The 22,177-nt window shown below is 60.7% G+C and carries 23 protein-coding genes; 10 read left to right on the top strand and 13 right to left on the bottom strand.

The features are described 5' to 3' along the window. Nucleotides 1-21: 21 nt before the first annotated feature. The 4 genes from G9X68_RS26270 to G9X68_RS26255 are packed head-to-tail and all read right to left on the bottom strand — an operon-like array spanning nucleotide 22 to nucleotide 3,313. Nucleotides 22-1,221 (bottom strand): MFS transporter, encoded by a 1,200-nt coding sequence (locus G9X68_RS26270; RefSeq protein WP_171604870.1) that lies wholly within the window; start codon nucleotides 1,219-1,221, stop codon nucleotides 22-24. A gap of 14 nt (nucleotides 1,222-1,235) precedes the next feature. Continuing rightward, nucleotides 1,236-2,012, bottom strand: coding sequence for an SDR family oxidoreductase (locus tag G9X68_RS26265; protein WP_171604869.1), 777 nt, complete (start codon nucleotides 2,010-2,012; stop codon nucleotides 1,236-1,238). A 25-nt stretch (nucleotides 2,013-2,037) separates the two neighbouring features. After that, a complete protein-coding gene (locus G9X68_RS26260; RefSeq protein WP_171604868.1) occupies nucleotides 2,038-2,901 on the bottom strand; it encodes a MurR/RpiR family transcriptional regulator in 864 nt (287 codons plus the stop codon). 25 nt (nucleotides 2,902-2,926) lie between these two features. Next, nucleotides 2,927-3,313, bottom strand: coding sequence for a RidA family protein (locus G9X68_RS26255; RefSeq protein WP_171604867.1), 387 nt, complete (start codon nucleotides 3,311-3,313; stop codon nucleotides 2,927-2,929). A gap of 111 nt (nucleotides 3,314-3,424) precedes the next feature. Here G9X68_RS26255 and G9X68_RS26250 point away from each other — a divergent pair, with 111 nt between their 5' ends. From G9X68_RS26250 to G9X68_RS26240, 3 genes are read left to right on the top strand one after another with little or no spacing between them, the layout of a single operon-like run. After that, the gene (locus G9X68_RS26250) at nucleotides 3,425-3,907 is read left to right on the top strand and encodes a hypothetical protein (protein ID WP_171604866.1); all 483 of its coding nucleotides are present in this window, start codon (nucleotides 3,425-3,427) and stop codon (nucleotides 3,905-3,907) included. Nucleotides 3,908-3,937: 30 nt separating this feature from the next. Beyond that, nucleotides 3,938-5,413 (top strand): M81 family metallopeptidase, encoded by a 1,476-nt coding sequence (locus tag G9X68_RS26245; RefSeq protein WP_171604865.1) that lies wholly within the window; start codon nucleotides 3,938-3,940, stop codon nucleotides 5,411-5,413. Beyond that, nucleotides 5,414-6,514 carry a D-TA family PLP-dependent enzyme gene (locus G9X68_RS26240; RefSeq protein ID WP_171604864.1) on the top strand — a complete coding sequence of 367 codons (1,101 nt, stop codon included), beginning with the start codon at nucleotides 5,414-5,416 and terminating at the stop codon, nucleotides 6,512-6,514. 24 nt (nucleotides 6,515-6,538) lie between these two features. On the opposite strand, the gene G9X68_RS26235 is transcribed toward G9X68_RS26240, so the two are convergent. Further along, nucleotides 6,539-7,522 carry an MBL fold metallo-hydrolase gene (locus G9X68_RS26235; protein WP_171605071.1) on the bottom strand — a complete coding sequence of 328 codons (984 nt, stop codon included), beginning with the start codon at nucleotides 7,520-7,522 and terminating at the stop codon, nucleotides 6,539-6,541. Between the two features lie 132 nt (nucleotides 7,523-7,654). On the opposite strand from G9X68_RS26235, the gene G9X68_RS26230 reads away from it, so the two are divergent. The 3 genes from G9X68_RS26230 to G9X68_RS26220 all read left to right on the top strand — a co-directional run bounded on the left by G9X68_RS26230 (nucleotide 7,655) and on the right by G9X68_RS26220 (nucleotide 9,636). Then, a complete protein-coding gene (locus G9X68_RS26230) occupies nucleotides 7,655-8,551 on the top strand; it encodes a LysR family transcriptional regulator (protein ID WP_171604863.1) in 897 nt (298 codons plus the stop codon). Nucleotides 8,552-8,792: 241 nt separating this feature from the next. Next, complete coding sequence (locus G9X68_RS26225; RefSeq protein WP_171378296.1) at nucleotides 8,793-9,149, top strand: ArsR/SmtB family transcription factor; 357 nt, start codon at nucleotides 8,793-8,795, stop codon at nucleotides 9,147-9,149. Then, nucleotides 9,133-9,636: an SRPBCC family protein gene (locus G9X68_RS26220; RefSeq protein ID WP_171604862.1), complete on the top strand. Its 504-nt coding sequence runs from the start codon at nucleotides 9,133-9,135 to the stop codon at nucleotides 9,634-9,636. The genes G9X68_RS26225 and G9X68_RS26220 overlap by 17 nt, the downstream gene beginning before the upstream one ends. Before the next feature lie 76 nt (nucleotides 9,637-9,712). Here G9X68_RS26220 and G9X68_RS26215 read toward each other — a convergent pair whose 3' ends face one another. Next, a complete protein-coding gene (locus G9X68_RS26215; RefSeq protein ID WP_171604861.1) occupies nucleotides 9,713-10,606 on the bottom strand; it encodes an arginase family protein in 894 nt (297 codons plus the stop codon). Between the two features lie 18 nt (nucleotides 10,607-10,624). Continuing rightward, the gene (locus tag G9X68_RS26210) at nucleotides 10,625-11,002 is read right to left on the bottom strand and encodes a VOC family protein (RefSeq protein WP_171604860.1); all 378 of its coding nucleotides are present in this window, start codon (nucleotides 11,000-11,002) and stop codon (nucleotides 10,625-10,627) included. 304 nt (nucleotides 11,003-11,306) lie between these two features. On the opposite strand from G9X68_RS26210, the gene G9X68_RS26205 reads away from it, so the two are divergent. After that, a complete protein-coding gene (locus tag G9X68_RS26205) occupies nucleotides 11,307-11,891 on the top strand; it encodes a GNAT family N-acetyltransferase (RefSeq protein ID WP_171604859.1) in 585 nt (194 codons plus the stop codon). A 226-nt stretch (nucleotides 11,892-12,117) separates the two neighbouring features. Here G9X68_RS26205 and G9X68_RS26200 read toward each other — a convergent pair whose 3' ends face one another. The 5 genes from G9X68_RS26200 to G9X68_RS26180 all read right to left on the bottom strand — a co-directional run bounded on the left by G9X68_RS26200 (nucleotide 12,118) and on the right by G9X68_RS26180 (nucleotide 17,531). Further along, nucleotides 12,118-13,251 carry an ABC transporter ATP-binding protein gene (locus G9X68_RS26200; RefSeq protein WP_171604858.1) on the bottom strand — a complete coding sequence of 378 codons (1,134 nt, stop codon included), beginning with the start codon at nucleotides 13,249-13,251 and terminating at the stop codon, nucleotides 12,118-12,120. Between the two features lie 92 nt (nucleotides 13,252-13,343). Then, a complete protein-coding gene (locus tag G9X68_RS26195) occupies nucleotides 13,344-14,549 on the bottom strand; it encodes an ABC transporter substrate-binding protein (RefSeq protein WP_168315291.1) in 1,206 nt (401 codons plus the stop codon). A 72-nt stretch (nucleotides 14,550-14,621) separates the two neighbouring features. Beyond that, on the bottom strand, nucleotides 14,622-15,479 hold the full coding sequence (locus G9X68_RS26190; protein WP_171604857.1) for a carbohydrate ABC transporter permease: 858 nt from the start codon (nucleotides 15,477-15,479) through the stop codon (nucleotides 14,622-14,624). Further along, entirely contained in the window at nucleotides 15,476-16,360 is an 885-nt protein-coding gene (locus tag G9X68_RS26185; protein WP_171604856.1) for a carbohydrate ABC transporter permease, read from the bottom strand. Before G9X68_RS26185 ends, G9X68_RS26190 begins: the two co-directional genes overlap by 4 nt. Before the next feature lie 13 nt (nucleotides 16,361-16,373). Then, the gene (locus tag G9X68_RS26180) at nucleotides 16,374-17,531 is read right to left on the bottom strand and encodes a Gfo/Idh/MocA family protein (RefSeq protein ID WP_168313093.1); all 1,158 of its coding nucleotides are present in this window, start codon (nucleotides 17,529-17,531) and stop codon (nucleotides 16,374-16,376) included. A gap of 320 nt (nucleotides 17,532-17,851) precedes the next feature. On the opposite strand from G9X68_RS26180, the gene yghX reads away from it, so the two are divergent. Further along, on the top strand, nucleotides 17,852-18,739 hold the full coding sequence (yghX, locus tag G9X68_RS26175; RefSeq protein WP_171604855.1) for a YghX family hydrolase: 888 nt from the start codon (nucleotides 17,852-17,854) through the stop codon (nucleotides 18,737-18,739). A gap of 66 nt (nucleotides 18,740-18,805) precedes the next feature. On the opposite strand, the gene G9X68_RS26170 is transcribed toward yghX, so the two are convergent. Continuing rightward, the gene (locus G9X68_RS26170; protein WP_171604854.1) at nucleotides 18,806-20,179 is read right to left on the bottom strand and encodes an MmgE/PrpD family protein; all 1,374 of its coding nucleotides are present in this window, start codon (nucleotides 20,177-20,179) and stop codon (nucleotides 18,806-18,808) included. A 39-nt stretch (nucleotides 20,180-20,218) separates the two neighbouring features. On the opposite strand from G9X68_RS26170, the gene G9X68_RS26165 reads away from it, so the two are divergent. Both G9X68_RS26165 and G9X68_RS26160 read left to right on the top strand, forming a co-directional pair. After that, nucleotides 20,219-21,193 carry a LysR family transcriptional regulator gene (locus tag G9X68_RS26165; protein ID WP_171604853.1) on the top strand — a complete coding sequence of 325 codons (975 nt, stop codon included), beginning with the start codon at nucleotides 20,219-20,221 and terminating at the stop codon, nucleotides 21,191-21,193. 37 nt (nucleotides 21,194-21,230) lie between these two features. Further along, the gene (locus G9X68_RS26160; RefSeq protein ID WP_027665520.1) at nucleotides 21,231-22,136 is read left to right on the top strand and encodes a LysR family transcriptional regulator; all 906 of its coding nucleotides are present in this window, start codon (nucleotides 21,231-21,233) and stop codon (nucleotides 22,134-22,136) included. Nucleotides 22,137-22,177 lie beyond the last annotated feature (41 nt).

Below are 22,177 nucleotides of genomic sequence, written 5' to 3'. Positions count from 1 at the left end.
CCTATTTGCCGATGGGGTCGGCTAATGGACTTTGCCTCTATGCAAGAGGCCGATGATCGCTATCCCCGCCAATCCCGTGATGGCGCTGAGGATAGCGGTTCCCGAATAGCCCGTCACATAGGTGCCGGCGGCAAAGACCAGTGCGCCGATCCCGGCGCTGGCAAAGATATTGACGGAGATCAGGGCGCTGCCGAGCCCCGGCCGATTGGCGATCAGATCCTGTAGATAGGTGATCGGAATGGTGATGATCGCCGACGCTCCGATGCCCGCGAGCAAGGTGAGCGCATAGAGGTGCCACGGCTCGAAGGCAAAGCCGAGAAGGCTGAGGAACACGGCGTAGATGATGGTACCGGCGGCAAGCGCCGTCATCTGGCCGGCCTTGCGCGCGATCCGCGACCAGACGATGATGAAGACGACCTCCAGCAATGCGACGATGCCGACCAGAATGCCGACATCGCTCAGCCTGCCATGCGCAGCACCAGTGGCGATCAACGGCAGCAGGGCGTCATTGAGATGCAGCGTGCTGGTGATCAGCGCCACCCCGCAAATATGCGCCGAGATCCGTGGCGAAACCACCTGGCGAAGCGCGCCAAGATAGCTGAGATGATGAACTGCTGCGATCTCCGTGCCTGCTCTCTTCGGCAGGGCGAAGACGATGATCCCCTGGCAGAGCAGGCATGAGATGCTGGCAAAGAGGTAGGCCGGCAGCATGCTCGATGCGCCAGACAGCAGCAGGCCGGTTATCCCTGGGATCAGCACCCAGGACAGCGAGATCATGGCGCGCACGCCGGAGTTGGCCGTCACCATGTCGCTTCGGTTCATGCCGTGCATCGCCGCCCGTGCATTGGCAAACAGCAGCGAGTTCAGCGCCCCGTAGATCGGCAGGGGCAGCAACCCGCTGATGACGAATATGGCCGCTGTGGGAAAAGCGTAGACCATGCCGTAGCCGAAAATGCCGAACAGGCAGGCGCCGATCATCGTCGACCGGTATTCGCCAAGCCGATCGGCGAGATTGCCGAGCAGAATGCTGATGACGACGTTCACCGCCGCCGAGACGAAACTCAGGAAGGAATAGAGGCCGTCGCTCAAGCCCAATTCTCGGATACCCACGACCGAACGATAGGGTGCGGTCATTGCCCCCGCCATTCCGAAGGTGAAAATGGCGATCATGCTGGCGCGGATCGCCGGATTACGGAAGACGTCGGGGAAAAGGCGGCTCATGCGGTCTCTGAATGTCAGTAATGTTCCGATTGCGAGAAGGTCCGCGCGAGTTCGGCCTGGCCAGCCGTGAGGCCGCAATCGACAGGCAGGCAGACGCCGGTGATGGCTGCAGCCTGGGGACCGGCAAGGAAGCCTACGGCATTCGCAACATCTCTCGGATCGACGACGCGCTGCAGCGGATACCAGCGGCGCGCTTCCTCGAAAACATTTGGATTGGCGGCCGCGCGTGCTTCCCAGGCCTGCGTCTTCACCGTGCCGGGTGCAACGGCGTTGGACCGAATGCCGAACCTACCGTATTCGACGGCGACCAGCCGGGTGAAATGCAAAAGTCCTGCCTTGGCGGCGCTATAGGCCGGGTGTCCGAAGACATGCATGCCGTTGACCGAGGCGATATTGACGACAGAACCCTTCGCAACGGTCAGCATGGGCTCGAACGCGCGGAAGCATAAGAATGCCGCCTCGAGATTAAGCGCATTGTCCGCCCGCCAGATCTCGGGCGTCGTGTCGTGCAGACTGGTCGCGCGGGCGGCACCTGCATTGTTGACCAGGGTTCGAACTACGCCGACGTCGGCGGCGCGTCTTGCCAATTCGGCAATGCTCGTCTCGCTGGTTACATCGCATTGGACGGCGACGAAGCGATTATCCGGCCCGAGCTTCAATGCCACGGCAGCCGCAGCCTCCGCATCGATATCGGCGAGCAACACGATGTCGTGGTCATCGGCGAGCCGTGCGGCGATCGCCGCGCCGATATCGCCTGCAGCACCGGTAACGATGGCAATCGACTGCGTCATTTTCTGTCGCTCCCGTTCATGAACCTCAATCTCCAAGCAATTGCCGGTCGTCGCCGTCGCGGTGAATGACGAGCTGTTGCTTGATGCGCCGAAGCGTGGTCGTCGCCTTCGGCTGAACGGCATAGGCGACCAGGCTCGAAAGGATATCGATCGTCGCGATGTAGGCGATGCGCGTCGAGGTCGGGCGATAGATATTGTGGCCCTCGGGAAGATCGATCGGCACGACGATTTCGGCGGCCTTGGCAACCGGGCTGGCCGTCTGGGTCAGCGCGATCGTCTTCGCCTTGGTCTGACGGGCAAGCTCGAAGGCCCGCACCAGCTCCATATTACGCCCGGAGAAGGACGAGCCGATCAGCACGTCGCCCGGCCTTGCCGCGGCAGCCATCATCAGCTGCATGCTGTGGTCGGAACTTGCCGTGATGCGAAGCCCGAGACGGAAGAGCCGGTTCTGGAGCTCGTCGGCAATCATCGACGAATTGCCGCCCGACCCGAACGCATAGATCATATCGGCTTTGGCGATATGCGAAACAGCGGCTTCGATCGCGGCCAGATCGAGCGATCGATGCAGCAGAAAGAGCGCGTTCTGCGCCTTGGTGATGATATCCTGGGCGACATCGGCCGGATCGGTGCTTTTCGATTCCGGCTTCAGATACCGCACGCCGATATGGGCGGTCCGGGCAAGCTGCACCTTGAAGTCGGAAAAGCTCTCGCAACCGAGCCGCCGGCAAAAGCGCGTGACGGTCGGCGGCGATACCTCGGCCCGTTCCGCCAGCTCGATGATCGAGGCATTCACGGCAAACTCGAAGTCGTTGACGATGATCTCCGCGATGCGGCTCTCGGAGGGAGAGAGCCGGCCCTTGTCTTCCTGCAGCGTTGAAAAGATATCCAAGCCCGTCCCCCCGATAGTTCTCTGTCTAATCCTTCTTCTTATAGGCCACGCAGTCGATCTCAACCTTGCAATCAACCATCATCGACGATTGCACACAGGCGCGTGCCGGCGGATGTTCGCCGAAATACTCCTGATAGATGTTATTGAAGGTCCAGAAATCGCGCGGATCATCGAGCCAGACGCCGACGCGCACGACGTCCTCGACGCCGTATCCGGCTTCATCGAGGATCGAAAGGACGTTGGCAATCGTCTTGTGGGTCTGGGCGATGATATTGCCGTCGATGATTTCGCCATCTTCCATCGCAACCTGCCCGGAAACATATAGCCATCCGTCGGCTTCGACCGCACGTGCGAAAGGCAGCGCCTTGCCGCCGGCGCCCGTTTGAACAGTGCCATATCGCTTGATCGGCATGCTGAAGTCCTTGCAAATTATTTTCTTGATAAGTTGACAAGTGACCATAGAAAGCAGAATTTGACCAGTGAAAAACGCGATTTATGAAAAGAATTTCAATCCAGGGCAGATATGCGCGATCCTTTCAAGAATCCATTCCCGTCCGACAGTGCCCGATATTCTATCTGGGAGATGCTCGTTCCGCGCGATATCGATGCCTTTCTGGCCGCCGATTGGTCGATGGTCGAGCATGACTTCGTGGAAGAGGGCTTCATCGGCATCGATGGCCGCAAGGAAGTCAGCCCCGACAAGTGGCGTCTCGCTTTCCCGACACTTGCGGCCTATCGCGACGAATGGCTGAGGCAGGCGAAGGATTTCGCCGGCCAGAGCTTCGCAGAGGATGCTCGCACGGCGATCTTCACCACGACAACGCTGGAAGATATTGAAATCGAAGGCGACATGGCGCTTGTCCGCAAGAAATTCGACGGCGGCATTTCCAAGCCTGACGGTACCAGAGACGTCATGCAATGGCAGACGCTCTATTATTGCAGGCTTCACCAAGGACGCTGGAAAATCTCAGGTTTCACCGGCTACCTGCCGAACCCGATGGGTTGACGCGGGGCCGACAACACGAAGGCCACTTTCTTGCGCATTTTCACGGCAGCATTGGCGACCGAGACCAACACTTTTTCCCCGATCTGCGTGGATCGCCGCGCATTCGAAGCCTCTCTCTATGCCCCGCCCGGCCAGCATCCCGAAACACCAACGCTCTGCACCGCGCCGATCACCGTCGGAAGGCGCGCCACCCGAGAAAAGGGTTGGGAACTGATTGAGGGAACGGCCACCTGGGCCGACCCCGCAGGCCTCGTCAACCGGACGACCTACGAGGAATTGCGTGACGAAATCCTCGGCCAACTCCGTGCGGCAATGCCTGTCGACGCCGTCGTCATGGGCCTGCACGGCGCCATGGTGGCCGCCGGATACGAGGATACCGAAGGCGATCTGCTGTCGCGCATCCGCGAGATCGTCGGGCCTGATGTCCTCATCTGCGCCGAACTCGATCCGCACAGCCATCTCACCGCAAAACGTGTCGCCGCTCTCGATTTCGCCGTCTATTTCAAAGAGTTTCCGCATACGGACTTCGTCGACCGCGCCGAGGATCTCTGGCGCATCGCGGTCGAAACCCTCGACGGCCGGGTCAAGCCTGATATGTCGGTGTTCGACTGCAAGATGATCGACGTCTTCCCGACATCACGCGAACCGATGCGGTCCTTCGTCGACAAGATCATGCAGATCGAGAAGGATGATCCGGACGTCCTGTCGATCTCGGTGATCCACGGCTTCATGGTGGGCGACGTTCCCGAAATGGGAACGAAGCTGCTGGTGGTAACTGATAACAAGCCGGAAAAAGGCGCGGCTTTGGCGCGCGAACTCGGCCTTGAGCTGTTTTCGAAGCGCGGCACCTTCATGGTCCCGCAGATCGACGAGAAGGAAGCCGTCGCGCGTGCGACGGCCGCCACCGCATGGCCTGTCGTCATCGCCGACGTCTGGGACAATCCGGGCGGCGGCACGGCAGGGGATGCGACTGTTATCCTCGAGGAGCTGATCGCCCGTGGCGTCACGAATGCCGCGATCGGCACCATCTGGGATCCGGTGGCCGTCCAGATCTGTTTTGCGGCAGGCGAGGGGGCAGAAATTCCACTGCGCTTCGGCGCCAAGTCGGCGCCCGGCACCGGCAATCCTGTCGACGGCACCGTCAAGATCGTCAAGCTGGTGAAGAATGCCGAGATGCAGTTCGGCGAGAGCCTCGCACCTTTCGGCGATGCCGCCCATATCGTGCTTGACGGCATCGACATCATCCTCAATTCGACACGCGCTCAAAGCTTCGATCCGAGCCTTTTTTCGGCGATGGGCATCGACCCCGCCACGCAGAAGATCCTGGTGATCAAATCCACCAACCATTTCTTCGCGTCCTTCTCGAAGATCGCGGCCGAGATCCTTTACTGCTCCGCCGGAACGCCTTATCCCAATAATCCGGCGACGACGCCGTATCGGCGGGCGCCGAAGACCATATGGCCGATCATCGCCGATCCACATGGACCAGAACGCGGAGCTGCCTAGATGCATGACAACCGGTTTGCCGTCATCGCCAAGGCAGGCGACAGGATCGCCGATCTCCCGACGCCGCGTCCTGTGATCGACGAAGACAGGCTGGCCGCAAACATAGACCGCGTTCAATCCTACATGGATCAGCACGGACTGAACTTCCGCCCGCATATCAAGACGCACAAGATCCCGGCTCTCGCCGTCGCGCAGGTTGCCGCAGGCGCCAAAGGCATCAATTGCCAGAAGGTGACGGAAGCCGAAGTCTTTGCCGAAGCCGGATTCGAGGACATCCTCATCACCTTCAACATTCTGGGGCCGCAGAAGCTCGAGCGCCTGGCCAAGTTGAACGAGAGAATTTCGGCCCTCAAGGTCGTCGCCGACAGCGAAGTGACGGTCGACGGGCTCGCGGCGCATTTCTCCGGCCACAAGCCGCTGAACGTGCTCGTCGAATGCGATACCGGCGGCGGCCGCTGCGGCGTGCAGACACCGGGGGAGGCGGCATCGCTCGCCAAGCGCATCGCCGCTGCCGACGGCCTCACCTTCGGCGGCATCGTGACCTATCCGAAGCCGCAATCGGCCGCCGCCGTGGAAGCCTTCATCACTGAGGCGCTGGAACAGCTGAAAACGGAAGGCATAAGCTGCCTGATCGTCAGCAATGGCGGAACGCCAAGCCTCTTCGAGGCGCATCTCGTCACCTCAGCCACGGAACACCGCGCCGGCACCTATATCTATAATGATCGCCAGATGGTGCGCATGGGCCATTGCACCGAGGATGATTGCGCCATGCACGTGCTGGCGACCGTCGTGTCGCGGCCAAATGCCGACCGCGCCGTCATCGATGCCGGGTCGAAGGCGCTGACATCGGATCTTCAGGGGTTTAGCGATTACGGCCTGGTGATCGGTTATCCCGAGGCACGGATCAGCAGCCTCTCGGAAGAACACGGCGTGATCGACCTATCGAATTGCACCGGCCCCCGGCCGCAGATCGGCGAGAGGCTCTTCATCATCCCGAACCACACCTGCGTGGTGTCCAATCTGTTCGATACGATGGTCTTCCATCGGGGCGGTATCGTCACTCGCGTCGAGGAAGTCGCAGCCCGCGGTCTCGTCTGGTAGCCTTCGCGACCGCCGGAGCGGACCTCAGTTCTGCAAGGCCCAGTCCGCTATCTGCCAGCGCATCTGCCCACGGTCGGCGACGACACGACCGAGCCCTGGGAAGGGCATGTGCGTGGCGGCGATGAGGGCGCCTTCCGAAGCGGCGCGAGGGAAAAACCGGTCACGCATCGCTTTAGCCGCCGCACGATCCTGCTCGAACAGGAAGAACACATCGGTCGCCGCAGGATGCACGACCGGAAAGATCATATCCGAGACCATGATGAGGCTCTGTCCGCCATCTTCGACCCGCACCCCGATATGTCCGGGTGTATGGCCGGTCAGGTCGACAATTGAGACGCCCCGCACAATTTCTCGCTCTCCGTCGATCGCCTGAAGTCTCGGGTAGAGACGCACGACCTCCTCCGCCATCTTGAAGCTGGTTTGCAGATAATCGGGCGCGCCGTTGCGCTTGGCCGGATCAGTCCAATGGGTGACGTCGCGGCGATCTATATAAAGTTCGGCCTTGGGATAGTTGTTCTTGCCGCCGAGAATCAGACCACCCATGTGATCCTGATGCATGTGCGTCACGATCACGGCGTCGATCTGGTCGCGCTGCAGGCCTAGCGCGGCGAGCGCCTGCGGCAACTGCCCGGTTTGCCCGATCGAGCCCGCTGTACCGGCATCGATCAGGATGCGACGTTCGCCATCCTCAACGAGGTACTGGTTAAAGAGGAATCGTACCCCACTCGGCCGGGCGGTGAACTGCGCGACTGCCGCCTGTTCGACCTCCGCCGCGGTACGCCCTGGAAAATAGTCATAGGGCATATCGGCATACCCGTCCGTCAGCGCCGTCACGGTAAAGCGACCGATGCGGATCTGCGCGAGTGGCGTAACGCTGACCGGCGCTTTGGCGGCCTCCTGCGTCGCAGCAAGCGCAGAAGCGCCTTCAATCATTCCGCCGAAGAGGCTTCCCCCGAGGAGACCGAGAGGCAGAGCGCTTGCAAAGGCACGACGCGAAAGCTGAGGCATGACGTCCTTCCTGATGATTGGCAATATGGGGAGCCTGACAGCGCCCTCGAACGACGTGAAGCTATGACATCCACAAACAGTAGGGTATCCTGCCATTTCGGGAAGTTTACTCTCAGATTTCGGAAGGATTGGATGGATCGTTTTGACGCGATGTCGGTACTGCTGGCGGTGGTCGATGCCGGCAGTCTTTCTGCAGGGGCGCGGCGGCTCAATGCACCGCTCGCCACGGTCAGCCGCAAGGTCGCCGATCTCGAAAAGCACCTCGGGGTGCGCTTGGTGCTGCGCACCCGCCGCGGTCTCTCGCTGACAGAGGAGGGGCGCGCCTTCGTCGCCGCCTCACGTCGTATTCTTGAGGACCTGGACGCAGCGGAGCGGCAGGCCAGCGGCGATCATGGTGCGCTGCGTGGCGGGCTCCATGTGACCGCACCTATTGCTTTCGGCGAGCGCTATCTGCTGCCAATCGCGCTGGAATTCTTGAAGGAGCAACCCGACATCGACCTGCGCGTGACGCTCGTTGATCGGCAAATAAATTTGGCAGATGAGCAGGTTGACGTGGCTCTGCGAATTGGTCACCTGACGGACAGTGCGCTGATCGCGACGCGCGTCGGCAGTGTCCGCCGGGTGATCTGCGCGAGCCCCGAATATCTAGCCCGCCGCGGCGTGCCGCGTCGGCCGGAAGACCTCCTACGACATGATGGCGTAAGCTTCCAGGGCTTTGCGACCGCACCGGAATGGCGGTACCGCCGGGATGGTCCGGCCTTCACCATCGAGCCGCGCTCCAAACTCGCAGTCAACACGACGGAGGCGGCCATTCAGGCTGCGCTGGCCGGTATCGGCATTATCCGCGTGCTGTCTTATCAGATTTCCGATCAACTGCGCTCCGGCGCTCTGCAGGAATTGTTGAACGAGTTCGCACCGGAACCTCTGCCTGTGAACGTTATGCACGGACCAGCCGATCCCCAGTCGCTGAAGGTGCGGTGCTTCCTCGACTGGATCGTGCCCCGCCTACGTGCGCGGATGGCCCAGTAGCGTAGCCGCAGGTGCGCATCCGTCGATGACGATCAGGCGCATCAGTCCGAATGCTTCAGGCCGCGGCTGGCCCTGTCGTCTTTCCAGAAAGAGCTGAGCTAGAGGCGCAATACAGCCATACTACCAAAGCCTGCGGCGGCCCCAGCCTTCCGGTCGGCGTTCCACGCGGGCCGGCTTGATGCGGCGGGACACGTATTGAGGCGCTTGCGCTTCGTAGCGAGAAGGCTATACACTGAACTAGATGGTTCAGTATGTAACTCTTCCTCTCGATCTCTCGTTCGCGGCGCTGTCCGATGCGACCCGCCGCGGGATCATCGATCAGCTTGGGCGAGGGGACGCGTCGATCACCAGTCTCGCGGATAAGTTCCAGATGACGCTGACCGGCATGAAGAAGCACGTCCAGGTTCTCGAGCGCGCGGGGCTCGTCGTCACGCAGAAGGTCGGACGGGTGAGAACCTGCAAGCTTGGGAAACGCGGCCTCAAGGCGGAGGCCGAGTGGATCGAGGCGCATCGCAAGCTCTTCGAGGCCCGCTTCGAAGCATTGGACGAAATCATCAGCGAAATGAAACGGGAGGGAAGCGATGAATCAGCAAGTTGACAGTGAAGGTGGTGCGCAGAACGGCACGTCAGTCGAGCGCAAAGGGGATCGCGAACTCGTCGTAACGCGGACATTCAATGCGCCGCCGAGCACGGTCTACAGGGCGTGGAGCCAGCCCGAGCTGTTCCAGCGCTGGTGGGTGCCAAAATCGGCACCCGGCGTTTCGCTCGTATCGTGCGATATGGACGTCCGTACAGGCGGCAAATATCGGCTGGAATTCGGCGCCGGCGGTTCGGACACCATGGCCTTCTACGGCAGATATCTCGAGGTGGTGCCGAACGAGCGCATCGTCTGGACCAACGACGAGGGCGAAGAGGGCGCGATCACGACCGTGACGTTCGAGGACCAAGGCGGGAGGACACTACTGACTTTCCACGAGGTCTATCCGTCCAAGGAGGCGCTTGAGGAAGCACTGCAGGGCGGGGCGGCTGCATTGCCGGAGCAACTGGAACAGCTCGATGAATTGCTTTCCAGCATAGGGGAGTAGCGCGGGTCGGGTAACTCGCCTCGAGGGAACATCTGCTCTTGGGAAGTGACTCCACCGGCCTTTCCGGCCGGAGCGTTCAGTGCGCTGCTGTTCCGAGTGCTGCGGCTAGTACGTCGGCCAGGCCGCGCCCGGCGCTGCCGTCCTCATCAAGGCGCGGATTGTAGATGGTGATCTCGATACCGACTGCCTTGCCGCTCGCCAAGGCAAGCCGAAGCGCGGTCCCTAGCTCGTCCCACGACAACCCGCCCGGCATGCGGAAATCGACAGCCGGCATGATGACGTCGTCGAGGCAATCGGCGTCGAGATGGATGAAGAAGCCGTCCAGTTCCTCTCGCGTCAGGTGGTCGACCGCTTCGCGCGCGGCGGCCTCGATGCCCACTCGGCGCACGGCGGGAAGGTCAATCGCCTTGAGCTCGTTGGGAAGCGGCTGGCTTCCGTACTCCTCCTGATCCTTATGATCGCGATATGCGAACGCGACGGCGTCTTCGGGACGGACCAAAGGACCGCGACCTTCGATGTCGGTCAGGAGCGACGGGCCGTGGCCGGTGACGAAGGCAAGATCCATCGAGGCGCCCTCACCATTGGGTTCCGCCTCGGGCTGGAAGAAATCGGCGTTGCCGTCGATGAAGAACAGGCCGTAGCGGCCGCGCCGTCGAAACGCGAGCATCGAGCCCATTAGGATCGTGCAATCGCCGCCGAGTACAACCGGAAATTCGCCCGCGTCAAGCACCGCTTCCACCGCATCGGCAAGCTTGGGCGACCACGCCGCAATTGCCTTGGCATTCAGGGTGCCAGTCTCGGGATCGGGCGTAGGATCCTTCGGAGGCACCGCCAGCCGCTCGGCGCGGCCCGCATGGATGCGCTCCGCAAGACCGAGGCCCAAGAGCTGGTCGGGCAAGTGCTCCACACCGTCGGTCGCGAGGCCCAGCGTAGAGGGGGCTTCGAGAATTGCATAGGGAAGGGTCGGCATGCGCGCCTCCGTTAGCGGCTATTTTGCGGAGTAGGTCACGGCCTCGATCTTATGACCGTCCGGATCGCGGACGAACGCCCCATAATAGTTGGCATCATAGTTCGGCCGCAGCCCCGGAGCGCCATCGTCGCTGCCACCATATTTTAATGCTGCTGCGTAAAATCGATTGACCATCGAACGGTCCTCGACGGCAAAGGCGATATGAGTTCCATTGCCCACGGTCGCTGGTTTTCCATCAATCGGAACCTGGACGCTGAAGTGAAACGTACCAGTGCCGTAACCAAGTCCACCCTCGTCCTCGGCCATCGGCACAATTCCGACGATGGGCAAAACGGCATCGTAGAAGCGCTTCGAACGCGCAACATCATTCGTCCCGACCGAAACATGGTGGATCACAACTACCTCCGCTTCCAGCCTTGTCCCCCTAACGGCAGCTTCTGGTCATTGTTCCCTCAAAGCCGACTGTCGTTTGTTCGGAACTGAAGCAGGTGGTGCGAACGATCGGCGGAGAGCGGACGGGCAGCTTACGGGATGACACCAATGAGAAGCGGCCGTTCCGGACCTTGAACAGGCATTCCAAGCGAATCTAGAACCGCTGAGCCAGCAGCAACCGGTATCGCTCCCACGCCATCCGGGTTACGATGCGCAGGTGAGAACGAGCGCGGGCGCCTCGTCGGGCCACCTACGTCAGGAGGGCAGTGTGAAATCACCAACAGTGAGAGTTATGGCCGCGGCCGAGGAAGATCTGGCGGTCGAAACGGTCATGCTGGCATTTGCTGCGGATCCTATGGCGCGATGGACCTGGCCGCACGCACACCAGTACCTTGCGGCCATGCCGCGAATGATCCGGGCGTTCGGGAGCAGCGCATTCTCTAACGGCAGCGCCTTTTGCACCGACGGCTATGCCGGGACGGCGCTGTGGTTATCGCCCGGGGTGCATTCCGACGAGGAAGGGCTTGGTGCGGTGCTCGAGAGCACGGTTGCGCGCTCTCTTGCCCCCGAAACCACCGCCATATTCGAGCAGATGGCCGCGTACCACCCGAGCGAACCACATTGGTACCTGCCCCTGATCGGCGTCGACCCAGCGCATCAAGGCCAAGGTCACGGCGACGCCTTGATGGCGCACGCACTCGCACGGTGCGATCGCGATCACGCGCCAGCCTATTTGGAATCCTCCAACCCGCGCAACATTCCGTTCGACCGACGCTACGGCTTCGAACCGCTCGGCGCGATCCAGGCCGGTTCGTCACCGACGCTCGTCCCGATGTTGCGGCGGCCGCGTTGAGCTTCAGTTCGATCAGATAGTTTGTGGCATACGGGCGGCGCCGAGAACACTGATTGCCCAATGAAAGTCCGCTTCGGGCCGGACTGCAGGAGATTTCCAAAGACGTTCGCGGAGTGAAAAACTCCCCGAATTCCTACCGGTGGACAGCCATAATTGCATAGGGTGTTATTGCCCCTAGCCGGAACCGACCTCTGTCAGGACGAACCTCGACACGGAGCCGGTCGGTTCAAGCCGCCGTCGGGTTGATCACGTTCATATCGATTTCGGTCAGCTCGACGCGGCGCTCGAAGGCAATGCCCGCCTCATCGAACAGATGGCAGTCGGCGGCATTGATGCCCGTTGCAACCGGCGCGTCTGCACGGATGCCGACGCTGCCCGGCAGCATGGCGCAGAAATTCTCGGACTCTCCGTTGAGCGAGGCGTAAGCGACCGTGTTTGCCCCGAGGCGCTCGATGACCGTCGGCGTCACCTTGAAGACGATATCGCCGCCGCCGAGCTGGATATGTTCCGGCCGGATGCCGAGCGTCAAAGCCTTGCCGGCCATGCCGTCACGCGGCGTCACGGGCAGAACGGCTGTCTGGCCTTGATAATCAACCTCGACGCCATTGGCGCTGACGCCCTTGCAGGTTACGGGAAGAAAATTCATTTTCGGATTGCCGATGAAGCCGGCGACAAACTGGTTTGCAGGCTTGTGATAAAGCTCCAGCGGTGCCCCCGTCTGGGAGATATCGCCGGAATCCAGCACGACGATACGATCCGCCATCGTCATCGCTTCGACCTGGTCGTGCGTCACATAGATCATCGTCGCCTTCAACTGCCTGTGCAGCTTGGCAAGCTCGATGCGCATGTCGGCGCGCAACGCCGCGTCGAGGTTGGAAAGCGGCTCGTCGAACAGAAAAATCTTCGGTTCGCGCACGATGGCGCGGCCGATCGCGACGCGCTGGCGCTGGCCGCCGGACAGCATGCCGGGTTTCTGCTGCAGCCGCTGTTCGAGGTGAAGGATGCGTGCGGCATTTTCCACCTTGGCCTTCAGCTTTTGCTCCTCCATCTTTTCGACGCGAAGCGGGAAGGCGATGTTCTCGAAAACAGTCATGTGCGGGTAGAGCGCGTAGGACTGGAACACCATGGCGATGCCGCGCTTGACCGGCGGCAGATCATTGACCCTGATACCATCGATGACGATGTCGCCCGCACTCGTCGCGTCGAGACCGGCGATCATGCGCAGCAGGGTGGATTTGCCGCAGCCTGACGGGCCGACGAAGACGACGAACTCGCCATTCTTCACCTCGAGCTGCACGCCCTTCAGAACTTCGTAGTCGCCATAGAACTTCTGAACTTTGTTGAGAAAGAGCTGTCCCAAAAATCTGTCTCCACCGGCGGCCTTCGTCGCACATTCGATCGGGGAGGGATCGCGGGCTGTTGCACCCGCGATCCCAAAGAGTCCAAAGCGGCTTACTTGAACGCTTCGATTTCGCCGGCAGCCTTCTTGAGTGCGGCTTCCGGCTCGGCCTTGCCCGTCACCACGGACTGGACCATCTCGATCATCGAGTTCTGGAAGCCCTTGTAGTCGGTGAAGAGCGGCTCGGGACCACCGTAGCTGATACCCTCGATGAGCGGCTTCCAGTAAGGATCCTTGGCGACGAATTCATCGACCTTGGCGGACGGACGCAGCGGGGTGAGGCCGGCCCCGCCCTGCAGCTCGTATTCCGACTGCACATCGGGCGAGGTGATGAACTTGGCGAATTCCGTCGCCTTGTCCTCGACCCCCGAACCCTTGAAGATCGCCAGGCTGTCGGTGATCAGCAGCGTGCCGGGGCCCTTGGCGTCGGGGCCGAGCGGCAGCGTCGTGATGCCCCAGCTGATCTTCGTCGCCTTCAGGCGGTCGGCTGCACCAGAGCCTGCCTGGATCATCGCGACCTTGCCGTCGAGGAAGATGGCGCGGACTTCGTTCTGCTCGTAGGCCGTCGGGCCTTCTTCGGAGTAGGGGACGATGTCCTTATAAGCCTTCAGCGCGGCGAGAATCTCAGGGCTGTCGAGCGTGACCTTGCCGTCGGCATCGATCACCTTACCGTTGTTGGTGTAAACCCAATGCATGAACTGGTGCATCGTGTTGTCGAAGGTCTTGGCAGGGAGACCGTAGCCCGGGATGCCGGTCTTTTCCTTGATGGTCTTTGCCATCTCGATTTCTTCAGCCCAGGTCTTCGGCGGCTTCTCGGGATCGAGGCCGGCCTGCTTGAAAAGATCCTTGTTCCAATAGAGCGCCTTGGTGGAGAAGGCGATCGGAACACCCCACTGCGTGCCCTCGAAGGTCACCGTGTCGACGATGTTCGGATAATAGGTCTTCTTCTCGTCATCCGTCATCGGCACCGGAACGATCAGGTCGTTCTGGGCGAATTCCTTCAGCGTGCGCGAGCCGACATAGGCCATCGCGACCGGCGTGCCGGCGGCGGCGAGTGTCGTTGCCTTGTCCTGGCACTGCGCCCAGCCGACGACCTCGGGGGCGATCTTCCAGCCGGTGTTCTTTTCTTCCCACTGCTTGATATATTTGGTGTGGACCGGGTCGATCGTGTCGCCGCAATAGATCCAGCTGATTTCCTTGTCGGCCGCCTGGGCAGTGACTGCGGTCAATGCCGTCGAACCGAGCAAGGCGAGGGCCATCAGGCCTGTCTTGATGGTAATGCTCACGTCGTGACTCCCATTCTTGTGTTAGCTGTTCACTCGTTTTTGGTCTTATTGTTTCACCGCACCGGCGGTCAGCCCGCCGACAAGGTAGCGCTGAAGGAAGAAGATGACGACCATCGCCGGCGCGATACCGACGAAGGAAGCCGCCATCAGTTCGTTCCAGATGACCTCCTGCTTGCCGAAGTAAGCAAAGAGCCCCACCGGCAAGGGCATGTATTCGGTCTTCGAGTTGAACGTCAGCGCGAAGATGAATTGCTGGGCGTAAGCGCCGATGAAGGTGGTGATGGCGACGACGATGATCCCCGGCATCGCAATGGGCAGGATGACCCGGCGCAGCGTGTAGAAATGGCTGGCGCCATCCATGTAGGCCGCTTCGTTGAGTTCCTGCGGAATACGGATCATGTAAGTACGCAGCAGCCAGATCGCCGAGGGGATCAGGAAGGCGACACCCGGCACGATCATGGCGAGATAGGTGTTGAGCACGCCCATGCTGCGCATCAGCCGGAAGAGCGGGATCAAAAGCACGGCGCCGGAGAACATGTTCACCGTCAGGAAGGCGCCGAGCAGGATGCCCATGCCCCTGAATTCGAACTTCGCGAAGGCATAGGCCGCCGGAATGACGAGGCAGAGCACGATCAGCGTGACCACGGTCGAGATGAAAAACGAGTTGAAGATATAGCGCCCGAAGCCCGGCACACTGATCCACATCGTCCGATAGGCGTCGAAGGAGCCGTTCTCCGGCCAGAAGCGATAGGGCGAGGAGAAGAGCTGGCTGAGCGGCTTCAGCGAAACCAGGAAACCTTCGACGAAGGGCGACAGCACGAAGAAAAGAAACAGCGCAATGCCGCAATAGATCAGGATGATTTCCCACCAGCGGTAACGGTCGATCATGGCTGCATTGCTCATGCGCGCTTCTCCGGATTGAGGCGGCGGGTGACGCGGAAATAGGCGAAGCAAAAGAGCGACAGGAAGATGCAGATCAAAACGGCGCGCGCTGCACCTTCACCGTATTTCTTCGAGCCGATCGCCGTCTGATAGGTATCGATGATCATCGTCGTCGTCTCGCCGCTCGGTCCGCCTTGCGTCAGGATCCAGATGATGTCGAACGAATTGAAGGTGGCGATCAGCGACAGCATCGACATGGTGATGATCGCCGGCACCATCAGCGGCAGGGTGATGCGGCGGAAGCGGTACCAGCGGCCAGCGCCGTCGGTCCAGGCGGCCTCGTAGAGATCCTTCGGAATGGATTGGATCGCCGCCAGGAAGTAGATCGTCACCAACGGCACGCCGATCCACACGTCGGTGATGATCGTTGCCCAGAAGGCGGTGCTGCCATAGGCGAGGAAGGCGACAGGGCCGTCGACGAGACCGAAGCGCTGCAGCATGCCCGATATCATGCCGAACTGGCCATTATACATCCAGCCCCACATGAAGATGCCGATCGCCATCGGCACGATCCATGGCGGCATGGTCAAAAGCCGGAACAAAGAGCGGCCGGGTACGGCGGCATTCAGCATGCATGCGCCGAAGGTGCCGATCACCATTTTCAGGGCGACCGAGAAGAACGTCCAGATGAAGGTCCGGAAGATGACTTCGGCAAACCGTTCATTGAAGATCTTCTCGTAATTGATCCAGCCGACCCAATTGGTGGTCTTCCTAAGCGATGCATCGGTGAAGGAGAGAATGAACGTATCGACGAGCGGATAGGCGACGATCGCCAAGACATAGAGGACAGCCGGGAGAAGAAGGATCCAGGCGAAGATGACCGTGCTTTTTTGAACACTCATCTTGCCGCGCTCCTCAAGCCGCTCTTGCGTGAAGGGCTTCGTCGAAGCGGTCCCAGATGGGTCTGAGATCGACGACCGTTTTCTTCATCCTCGCTTCGTCCATTGCCAAGGCGAGAATGCCGGCTTCGAGCGCATTCAGCGTGGAAACAGGAAGTTCGAGCCCGGTGCGCACGCTTTCAAGCAGGTCGCTCGCCATCTGTTCATCGGCGCCGTAATGCTGGGAGAGCTCGGTGGCGGCATATTTGTTTTCGACGATCTTGTTGCCGGTCAGTTGCTCGTGAACGTCGAGATAGCCGCGAACGAAATCGCCTTCGGCCATGCCGCGCGACCCCATGATGGCAAAACGCCGGAACTGGTCGGGCACGTTGAGATTGGTGTGGAAGTTCATGCCGACGCCATTGGCATATTCGACGATCGCGACCTGATAGTCGATGATATCGGCATCGCTGTCGAAGACCTTGTCCGATCCCATCCATCCGCTCGGCTTGCGGTGGAAAAGCTCGAGGTCGTTGATGCCCTCGCGCGCCGGGTCGTTTGCCGGAATGAAGCTCTTGCGGCCGCCGAAACTTGCGACGCGCTCCGGACGTGCGCCGGCGACGCCATTGTACAGATCGAGGTCGTGGCAGCATTTCTCCAGCATGAAGCTGCCGGAATAGCGCTCATAGCGGCGCCAGTCGCGCATGAAAAAGGCGCCGTGATAAGGCTCGATATGTTCGGAGGCCTCGATCGACACGATCTGACCAAGCTTGCCCTCGGCCTGGATGGCGCGGAGATCCTTATAAAGAGGAGAATAGCGCAACACGAGACCGACCATCAGTCGCTCATGGCCGAATTTTGCCATCAGATGGGCAAGTTCGATGCTTTCGGCGATGGTCGTGACGATCGGCTTTTCGCAAAAGACCTTGAGACCGGCTTGAAGCCCGAGCCTGATATGGTCGAGATGCAGGTGATTGGGGGAGCCGATCATCAGCAGATCGAGTTTTTCGGAGGCGAGGAGCTCTTCCGGCGAACCATAAGCCTTGCCGACTGAAATTCCCTTTTCCGTCAATCCGGGAAGTCCGGCGGGTTCCGGATCCACATAGCCGACAATGTCGAAGCTGCTATCGATTGCCTTGAAAACATAGCCGAGATAGCCGAGCCGGAATCCTAGCCCGATGATTCCCACTTTCATGCCGATCAAGTTCCCATTTAGTAATTTATTTTCTTTAAGTTGGGACAAAAATCGGGAGGCGTCAATAGAAAACGGGCATCGAAGCACGAGCATGAAATTAATTTTCATAGATCGATAGCTGGCGACCGATTGCTTACAGCGACTGGCCGGACGCGGTTCGCCGGATGGACGCAGCGCGTATGCTCCCGAAGCCAAGGCAGTCGTTCAGCGCCGGCTGCCCCAGCCGTCAAGCTCACGCGAAACTCTCGAAATGTTGAAAAGAGACGCGAGCTTACCTGTGTAGGATGGTGTGAGAACAAAAGAGGCAAGGAGGAGCCATCATGACGCGTATGACAGCCAAGGATTTCCCTCAGGAACTTCTCGAACTCTACGACTATTACGCGCATGGGAGAATTACCAAGCGCGAGTTTCTCGACCGGGCCGGCAAATTCGCCGTCGGCGGCGTGACGGCAGCCGCCATTCTTGCGTCGCTGAGCCCTGACTATGCGCTGGCGACCCAGGTCGAGTTCACCGATCCCGATATATCAGCCGAATACATCACCTATCCCTCGCCAAAGGGAAATGGCGATGTCCGCGCCTATCTCGTCCGCCCCGCAAAAGCCGCCGGCAAAGTCGCGGCCGTAGTGGTCGTTCACGAAAACAGAGGTCTGAACCCCTATATCGAGGATGTGGCGCGGCGCGTGGCAAAGGCAGGTTTCATCGCCCTTGCGCCGGATGGCCTGACCTCGGTCGGCGGCTATCCCGGCAATGACGAAAAGGGGCGGGAACTCCAGCAGAAGGTCGACCCGGAAAAGCTGATGAACGACTTCTTCGCGGCGGTCGAATTTTTGATGCACAGCGATCTCACCACCGGCAAGGTCGGCATCACCGGTTTCTGCTATGGCGGCGGCGTCGCCAACGCTGCGGCGGTGGCCTATCCGGAGCTTGCCGCAGCCGTGCCCTTCTACGGCCGGCAGCCGCGCGCCGAAGACGTACCGAAGATCAAGGCGCCGCTGCTTCTCCATTATGCCGGGCTGGACAAGGGGATCAACGAAGGCTGGCCGGCCTATGAAGCTGCGCTGAAGTCATCCGGAAAAACATTCGAGGCCTACGTCTACCCTGACGTCAATCACGGCTTTCACAATGATTCCACGCCCCGCTACGACGAAGCGGCAGCCAAGCTCGCCTGGCAGCGAACGGTCGATTGGTTTACGAAATACCTCGCCTGAGAAGGCCGGACTTGAACGAGCCGCGGCGGGGAGCCATTCCCCGCCGTTTTTCCGTCCTGCTGCCTGTCAAGGCGACTGACGGTCTGTGATCAGGTTCCAGAAGGGATCGTCACCGGACAGGTTTTCAAAATCGGCAAGCCCGCGAAGCTGCAGGAAAGAGGCGCCGGACACATTCCGATTTCCCCAGCGCAAGCAGTCCCGGAATTTGACTTCACGTTCATGAACGCTCATCGGCGCTTCAAGCGATCCCTTCGCATGCAAGCGGGACTTGTTAAAAATGCGCCCGTCGCGCATCGTGACCGTGACGACATGCGGGAGGCGCTCCACGCCTTTTTCCTCATCAGCCGAATAGGACTGCATTTCGATGCGTGGCATGAATTCCCGGATTTCCGCCCGCCCAATCTCCTGCCGTGTAAAGTCGGAAAGGCTAAGGGAGCCTTTGAGGAAAGCTGTCGCCAGGCAATATTGCATTGAGAAGCGTGCCTGCATCTCGTCGGTGGGATCGGGATAAGCCAGGTTGCGGGCAGCGGATATGCCGACCTTCGTCTCGATCCTGGCAATGTCGCCCGCCAAAAGCCCATGCTGCTGCTTCAGATCCAGAAGCGCGTCGACAGCGCGATGGGTCGAGGCGCAGCAGGGATGGCGCTTGGTCACCACGCCCCAGCTTTCGATGATATGCTCCTCCTCGAATGTCAAGCCCGCCCAGCCCTTGGCATCATCGCCCCCGAAAAGATCGAGGAAGCCTTGCGGCCGCTCGAGGATATCCGGCCGCCCACTCATGCCCGCAAGCGCCATGCGGGCCGCGTCCACGGCATTGCGCGCGGCAATGCCGGCGTGAAGCGGTTTGGCGGTCGTGCCGAATTGCCCTTTCGGGCCGCAGGCGAAGCTCGTCGCGAGGCTCATCGCCGCGGCCAGGCTCTCTTCGTCGCCGCCGAGAAGCCGAGCCACGCCAGCCGCGGCCCCGATGCTGCCGACCGTCGCCGTTGCGTGCCAGCCCCTGTTGTAGTGAGACGGATTGACGCCAAAGCCGACCGCCGCTTGCGCTTCCAGCCCGGCCAGGTAGGCCTCGAGAAACCGTCTTCCGCTTGTCACGTTGCGGCGCGTCAGAACTGCCAGCAGCGCCGGCACCAGCACTGCGGAGGAATGCGCTCTCGCCGGATGGAAATTGTCATCGAAATCGAGCGCATGCGCCGCCGTTGCGTTGATGAGTGCGGCGAAAGAGGGCGAGGCGGAGCCGCCGGTCACGAGCCGCGCTTCGCCGCCCCCGGCGATTTCCCCGTCGAAGGCGCGGGTGAGCGCGGCAACACTTTCATCGCCACGGCCTGCAATCATACAGCCGATGGTGTCCACCGCAGCATCTCTTGCCCGGTCCATGGCGACGTTTGAGAACGTCGTTCGCGACAGGACCTGTTCCGCGATCTTCCGGAGAACGGTGGCCATTGACGAAAGTCTTTCCGTGCGTTTGGTTCTCAGCGGAAAATGTTCAACTTTCCGCAGGTCCGCAATCTTATGCGGTTTGCGGGTAGGGCTATCGACATTGGAGATAGAATGGCGCGAGACACGAGTGCGGCGATCAGCCTGAAGCATATCGAGGCCTATGACGCCATCGCGGCGACTGGCTCGACGATCGCCGCTTCCGTCGAGCTTGGGATCTCGCAATCGAATGCCAGTCGCTTGTTGCAGCAACTTGAAGACTATCTCGGCGTTCGGCTTTTCGACCGGGAAAAGAACCGGCTTCAACCGACCCGCGAGGGGCTGCAGCTCGGCCCGGAAATCCGTGCCATTTCCGACCGGCTACGCGCCTTGAAAACAGCGGCGATGGAGCTCGAGAGCGGTCGGTCGCGCGAGATCATGCTGCGGCTCGCCTTTCCCTCCAGTCTTTCCTCGACGCGCATTCCGAAGCTGCTGAAGAACTTTCTCGCGGCGAATGGTCCAATGCGCGTCGAAGTCGCATCGGGCAGCTATCTCGCAATTGAACGGATGGTGGCCGACGGCGAGGCCGATCTCGGCTTCGCGCGTCTGCCGCTGATGAGCCCGGGATTGAAGCAGGAGAAGATTCTGTCGTCGCGGGTCATTTGCGCCCTGCACGATGATCATCCCAAGGCCGACAGCCGCCAATTGTCGGTCGGCGACCTGAAGGGGCAGGATCTGATCATGCTGAACAGGGAGCGACCGGTTCGTCACGAGCTTGAGGCGTTGTTCTACAAGGCCGGCATCCGCCAACGCCCCTTGCTCGAAGCGCATTCGGTCGCGAGTGCCTGCGCGCTGGCCGCGCAGGGGCTCGGCATTGCGCTGGTCGGCGAGATCATCGCCCGCGAATATGCGACGCTGCCGCTGCAGTTCATTCCGCTCGAACCGGAACTGCCGGTTGCCTACGCGCTGATCAGCGGAGAGAAATTTCCGATGCCCAAGGCCGCCAGCCTCTTCCTTCAAAGCATTTCGGACTGGGTATGATGACGGTGCCTGAACCGTCCCGGGGGATCGCAAACGCATGAATATCAAGCAACTGGAAGTCCTGCGCACGCTCCTGGCGACAGGCTCGACGATTGCCACTGCAAAGACGATGGGGCTCAGCCAGTCCGGCGTCAGCCGCCTGCTCCAGCAGCTCGAGGCGGACCTTTCGATGTCGCTTTTCGTGCGCGACAAAGGCCGTCTCATCCCCACCCCCGAGGCCCTGCTTCTTGCCCGCGATGCCGAGAACATCCTGCTCGCGGTCGATCGGATGTCGGGTCATGCGGAGGACTTAAGAAGCGGCGCCGCCGGCCCGGAGATCGTCCGCATCGGCCTGCCGAGCAGCATGTGGGAGCATTTCGCGCCGGCAATGCTGGCCGATTACATCAGCGATTTCCCCGGTGTGCGGATCGAAACCTTCTTCGAGACGACGACCGCGATCAACAAGCTCGTCGAGCAGAGGGTCATCGATTTCGGCTTTCTGCGCATGGAGGGCGAGAGCGGACCGGGCATCGAGGTCGAGCGTGTCGCCACCGGCGAAAGTGTCTGCGTCGTTCCGAAGGATCATCCTCTTGCGAAACTGGAGGAAATCACCGTCAGGAATTTGCGCGACGTGCCCCTCATTCTGATTGGCCGCCAACGGCCGAACCGCATGGCGCTCGACCAGACCTTCCGGCGGGCCGGCGTCAAGCAGATCGTCAAGATCGAGACGCATACCAACAGTTCCGCCTGTTCCTATGTCGCGCATGGCCTTGGGGTCACGATCATCAGCAGCTTTTATGCGAATCTCTATCGCCACCTGCCGGTGGTTCACCGTCCTTTCGTGCCGCGCGCGACCCAGGAATTCGGATTGGCGAGGGCGGTGGGCACGCCACTCTCGATTGCCGCCCACGCTCTCAGCGATGCATTGAAGCGACAGATCCAGCTTTCTCAAAAAGACATTTAAAATCAGATTTTTAACCTGAGCACTTACGCCAACGCAGCCGT

Origin of the sequence: Rhizobium changzhiense (assembly GCF_013087625.1) — a bacterium.
Lineage (GTDB): Bacteria > Pseudomonadota > Alphaproteobacteria > Rhizobiales > Rhizobiaceae > Rhizobium > Rhizobium sophorae.
The sequence above is the reverse complement of the archived record's forward strand: the minus strand, read 5'-3'. Positions and strand labels throughout refer to the sequence as shown.

Bases quoted from the DNA above. Each gene is read 5' to 3' on its own strand.
- yghX (WP_171604855.1), top strand. From the start codon at position 17,852: ATGACGCGTATGACAGCCAAGGATTTCCCTCAGGAACTTCTCGAACTC.
- G9X68_RS26270 (WP_171604870.1), bottom strand. From the start codon at position 1,221: ATGAGCCGCCTTTTCCCCGACGTCTTCCGTAATCCGGCGATCCGCGCC.
- G9X68_RS26250 (WP_171604866.1), top strand. From the start codon at position 3,425: ATGCGCGATCCTTTCAAGAATCCATTCCCGTCCGACAGTGCCCGATAT.
- G9X68_RS26240 (WP_171604864.1), top strand. From the start codon at position 5,414: ATGCATGACAACCGGTTTGCCGTCATCGCCAAGGCAGGCGACAGGATC.
- G9X68_RS26265 (WP_171604869.1), bottom strand. From the start codon at position 2,012: ATGACGCAGTCGATTGCCATCGTTACCGGTGCTGCAGGCGATATCGGC.
- G9X68_RS26160 (WP_027665520.1), top strand. From the start codon at position 21,231: ATGAATATCAAGCAACTGGAAGTCCTGCGCACGCTCCTGGCGACAGGC.
- G9X68_RS26170 (WP_171604854.1), bottom strand. From the start codon at position 20,179: ATGGCCACCGTTCTCCGGAAGATCGCGGAACAGGTCCTGTCGCGAACG.
- G9X68_RS26255 (WP_171604867.1), bottom strand. From the start codon at position 3,313: ATGCCGATCAAGCGATATGGCACTGTTCAAACGGGCGCCGGCGGCAAG.
- G9X68_RS26225 (WP_171378296.1), top strand. From the start codon at position 8,793: ATGGTTCAGTATGTAACTCTTCCTCTCGATCTCTCGTTCGCGGCGCTG.
- G9X68_RS26190 (WP_171604857.1), bottom strand. From the start codon at position 15,479: ATGAGCAATGCAGCCATGATCGACCGTTACCGCTGGTGGGAAATCATC.
- G9X68_RS26220 (WP_171604862.1), top strand. From the start codon at position 9,133: ATGAATCAGCAAGTTGACAGTGAAGGTGGTGCGCAGAACGGCACGTCA.
- G9X68_RS26215 (WP_171604861.1), bottom strand. From the start codon at position 10,606: ATGCCGACCCTTCCCTATGCAATTCTCGAAGCCCCCTCTACGCTGGGC.
- G9X68_RS26195 (WP_168315291.1), bottom strand. From the start codon at position 14,549: ATGGCCCTCGCCTTGCTCGGTTCGACGGCATTGACCGCAGTCACTGCC.
- G9X68_RS26180 (WP_168313093.1), bottom strand. From the start codon at position 17,531: ATGAAAGTGGGAATCATCGGGCTAGGATTCCGGCTCGGCTATCTCGGC.
- G9X68_RS26230 (WP_171604863.1), top strand. From the start codon at position 7,655: ATGGATCGTTTTGACGCGATGTCGGTACTGCTGGCGGTGGTCGATGCC.
- G9X68_RS26235 (WP_171605071.1), bottom strand. From the start codon at position 7,522: ATGCCTCAGCTTTCGCGTCGTGCCTTTGCAAGCGCTCTGCCTCTCGGT.
- G9X68_RS26185 (WP_171604856.1), bottom strand. From the start codon at position 16,360: ATGAGTGTTCAAAAAAGCACGGTCATCTTCGCCTGGATCCTTCTTCTC.
- G9X68_RS26165 (WP_171604853.1), top strand. From the start codon at position 20,219: ATGTTCAACTTTCCGCAGGTCCGCAATCTTATGCGGTTTGCGGGTAGG.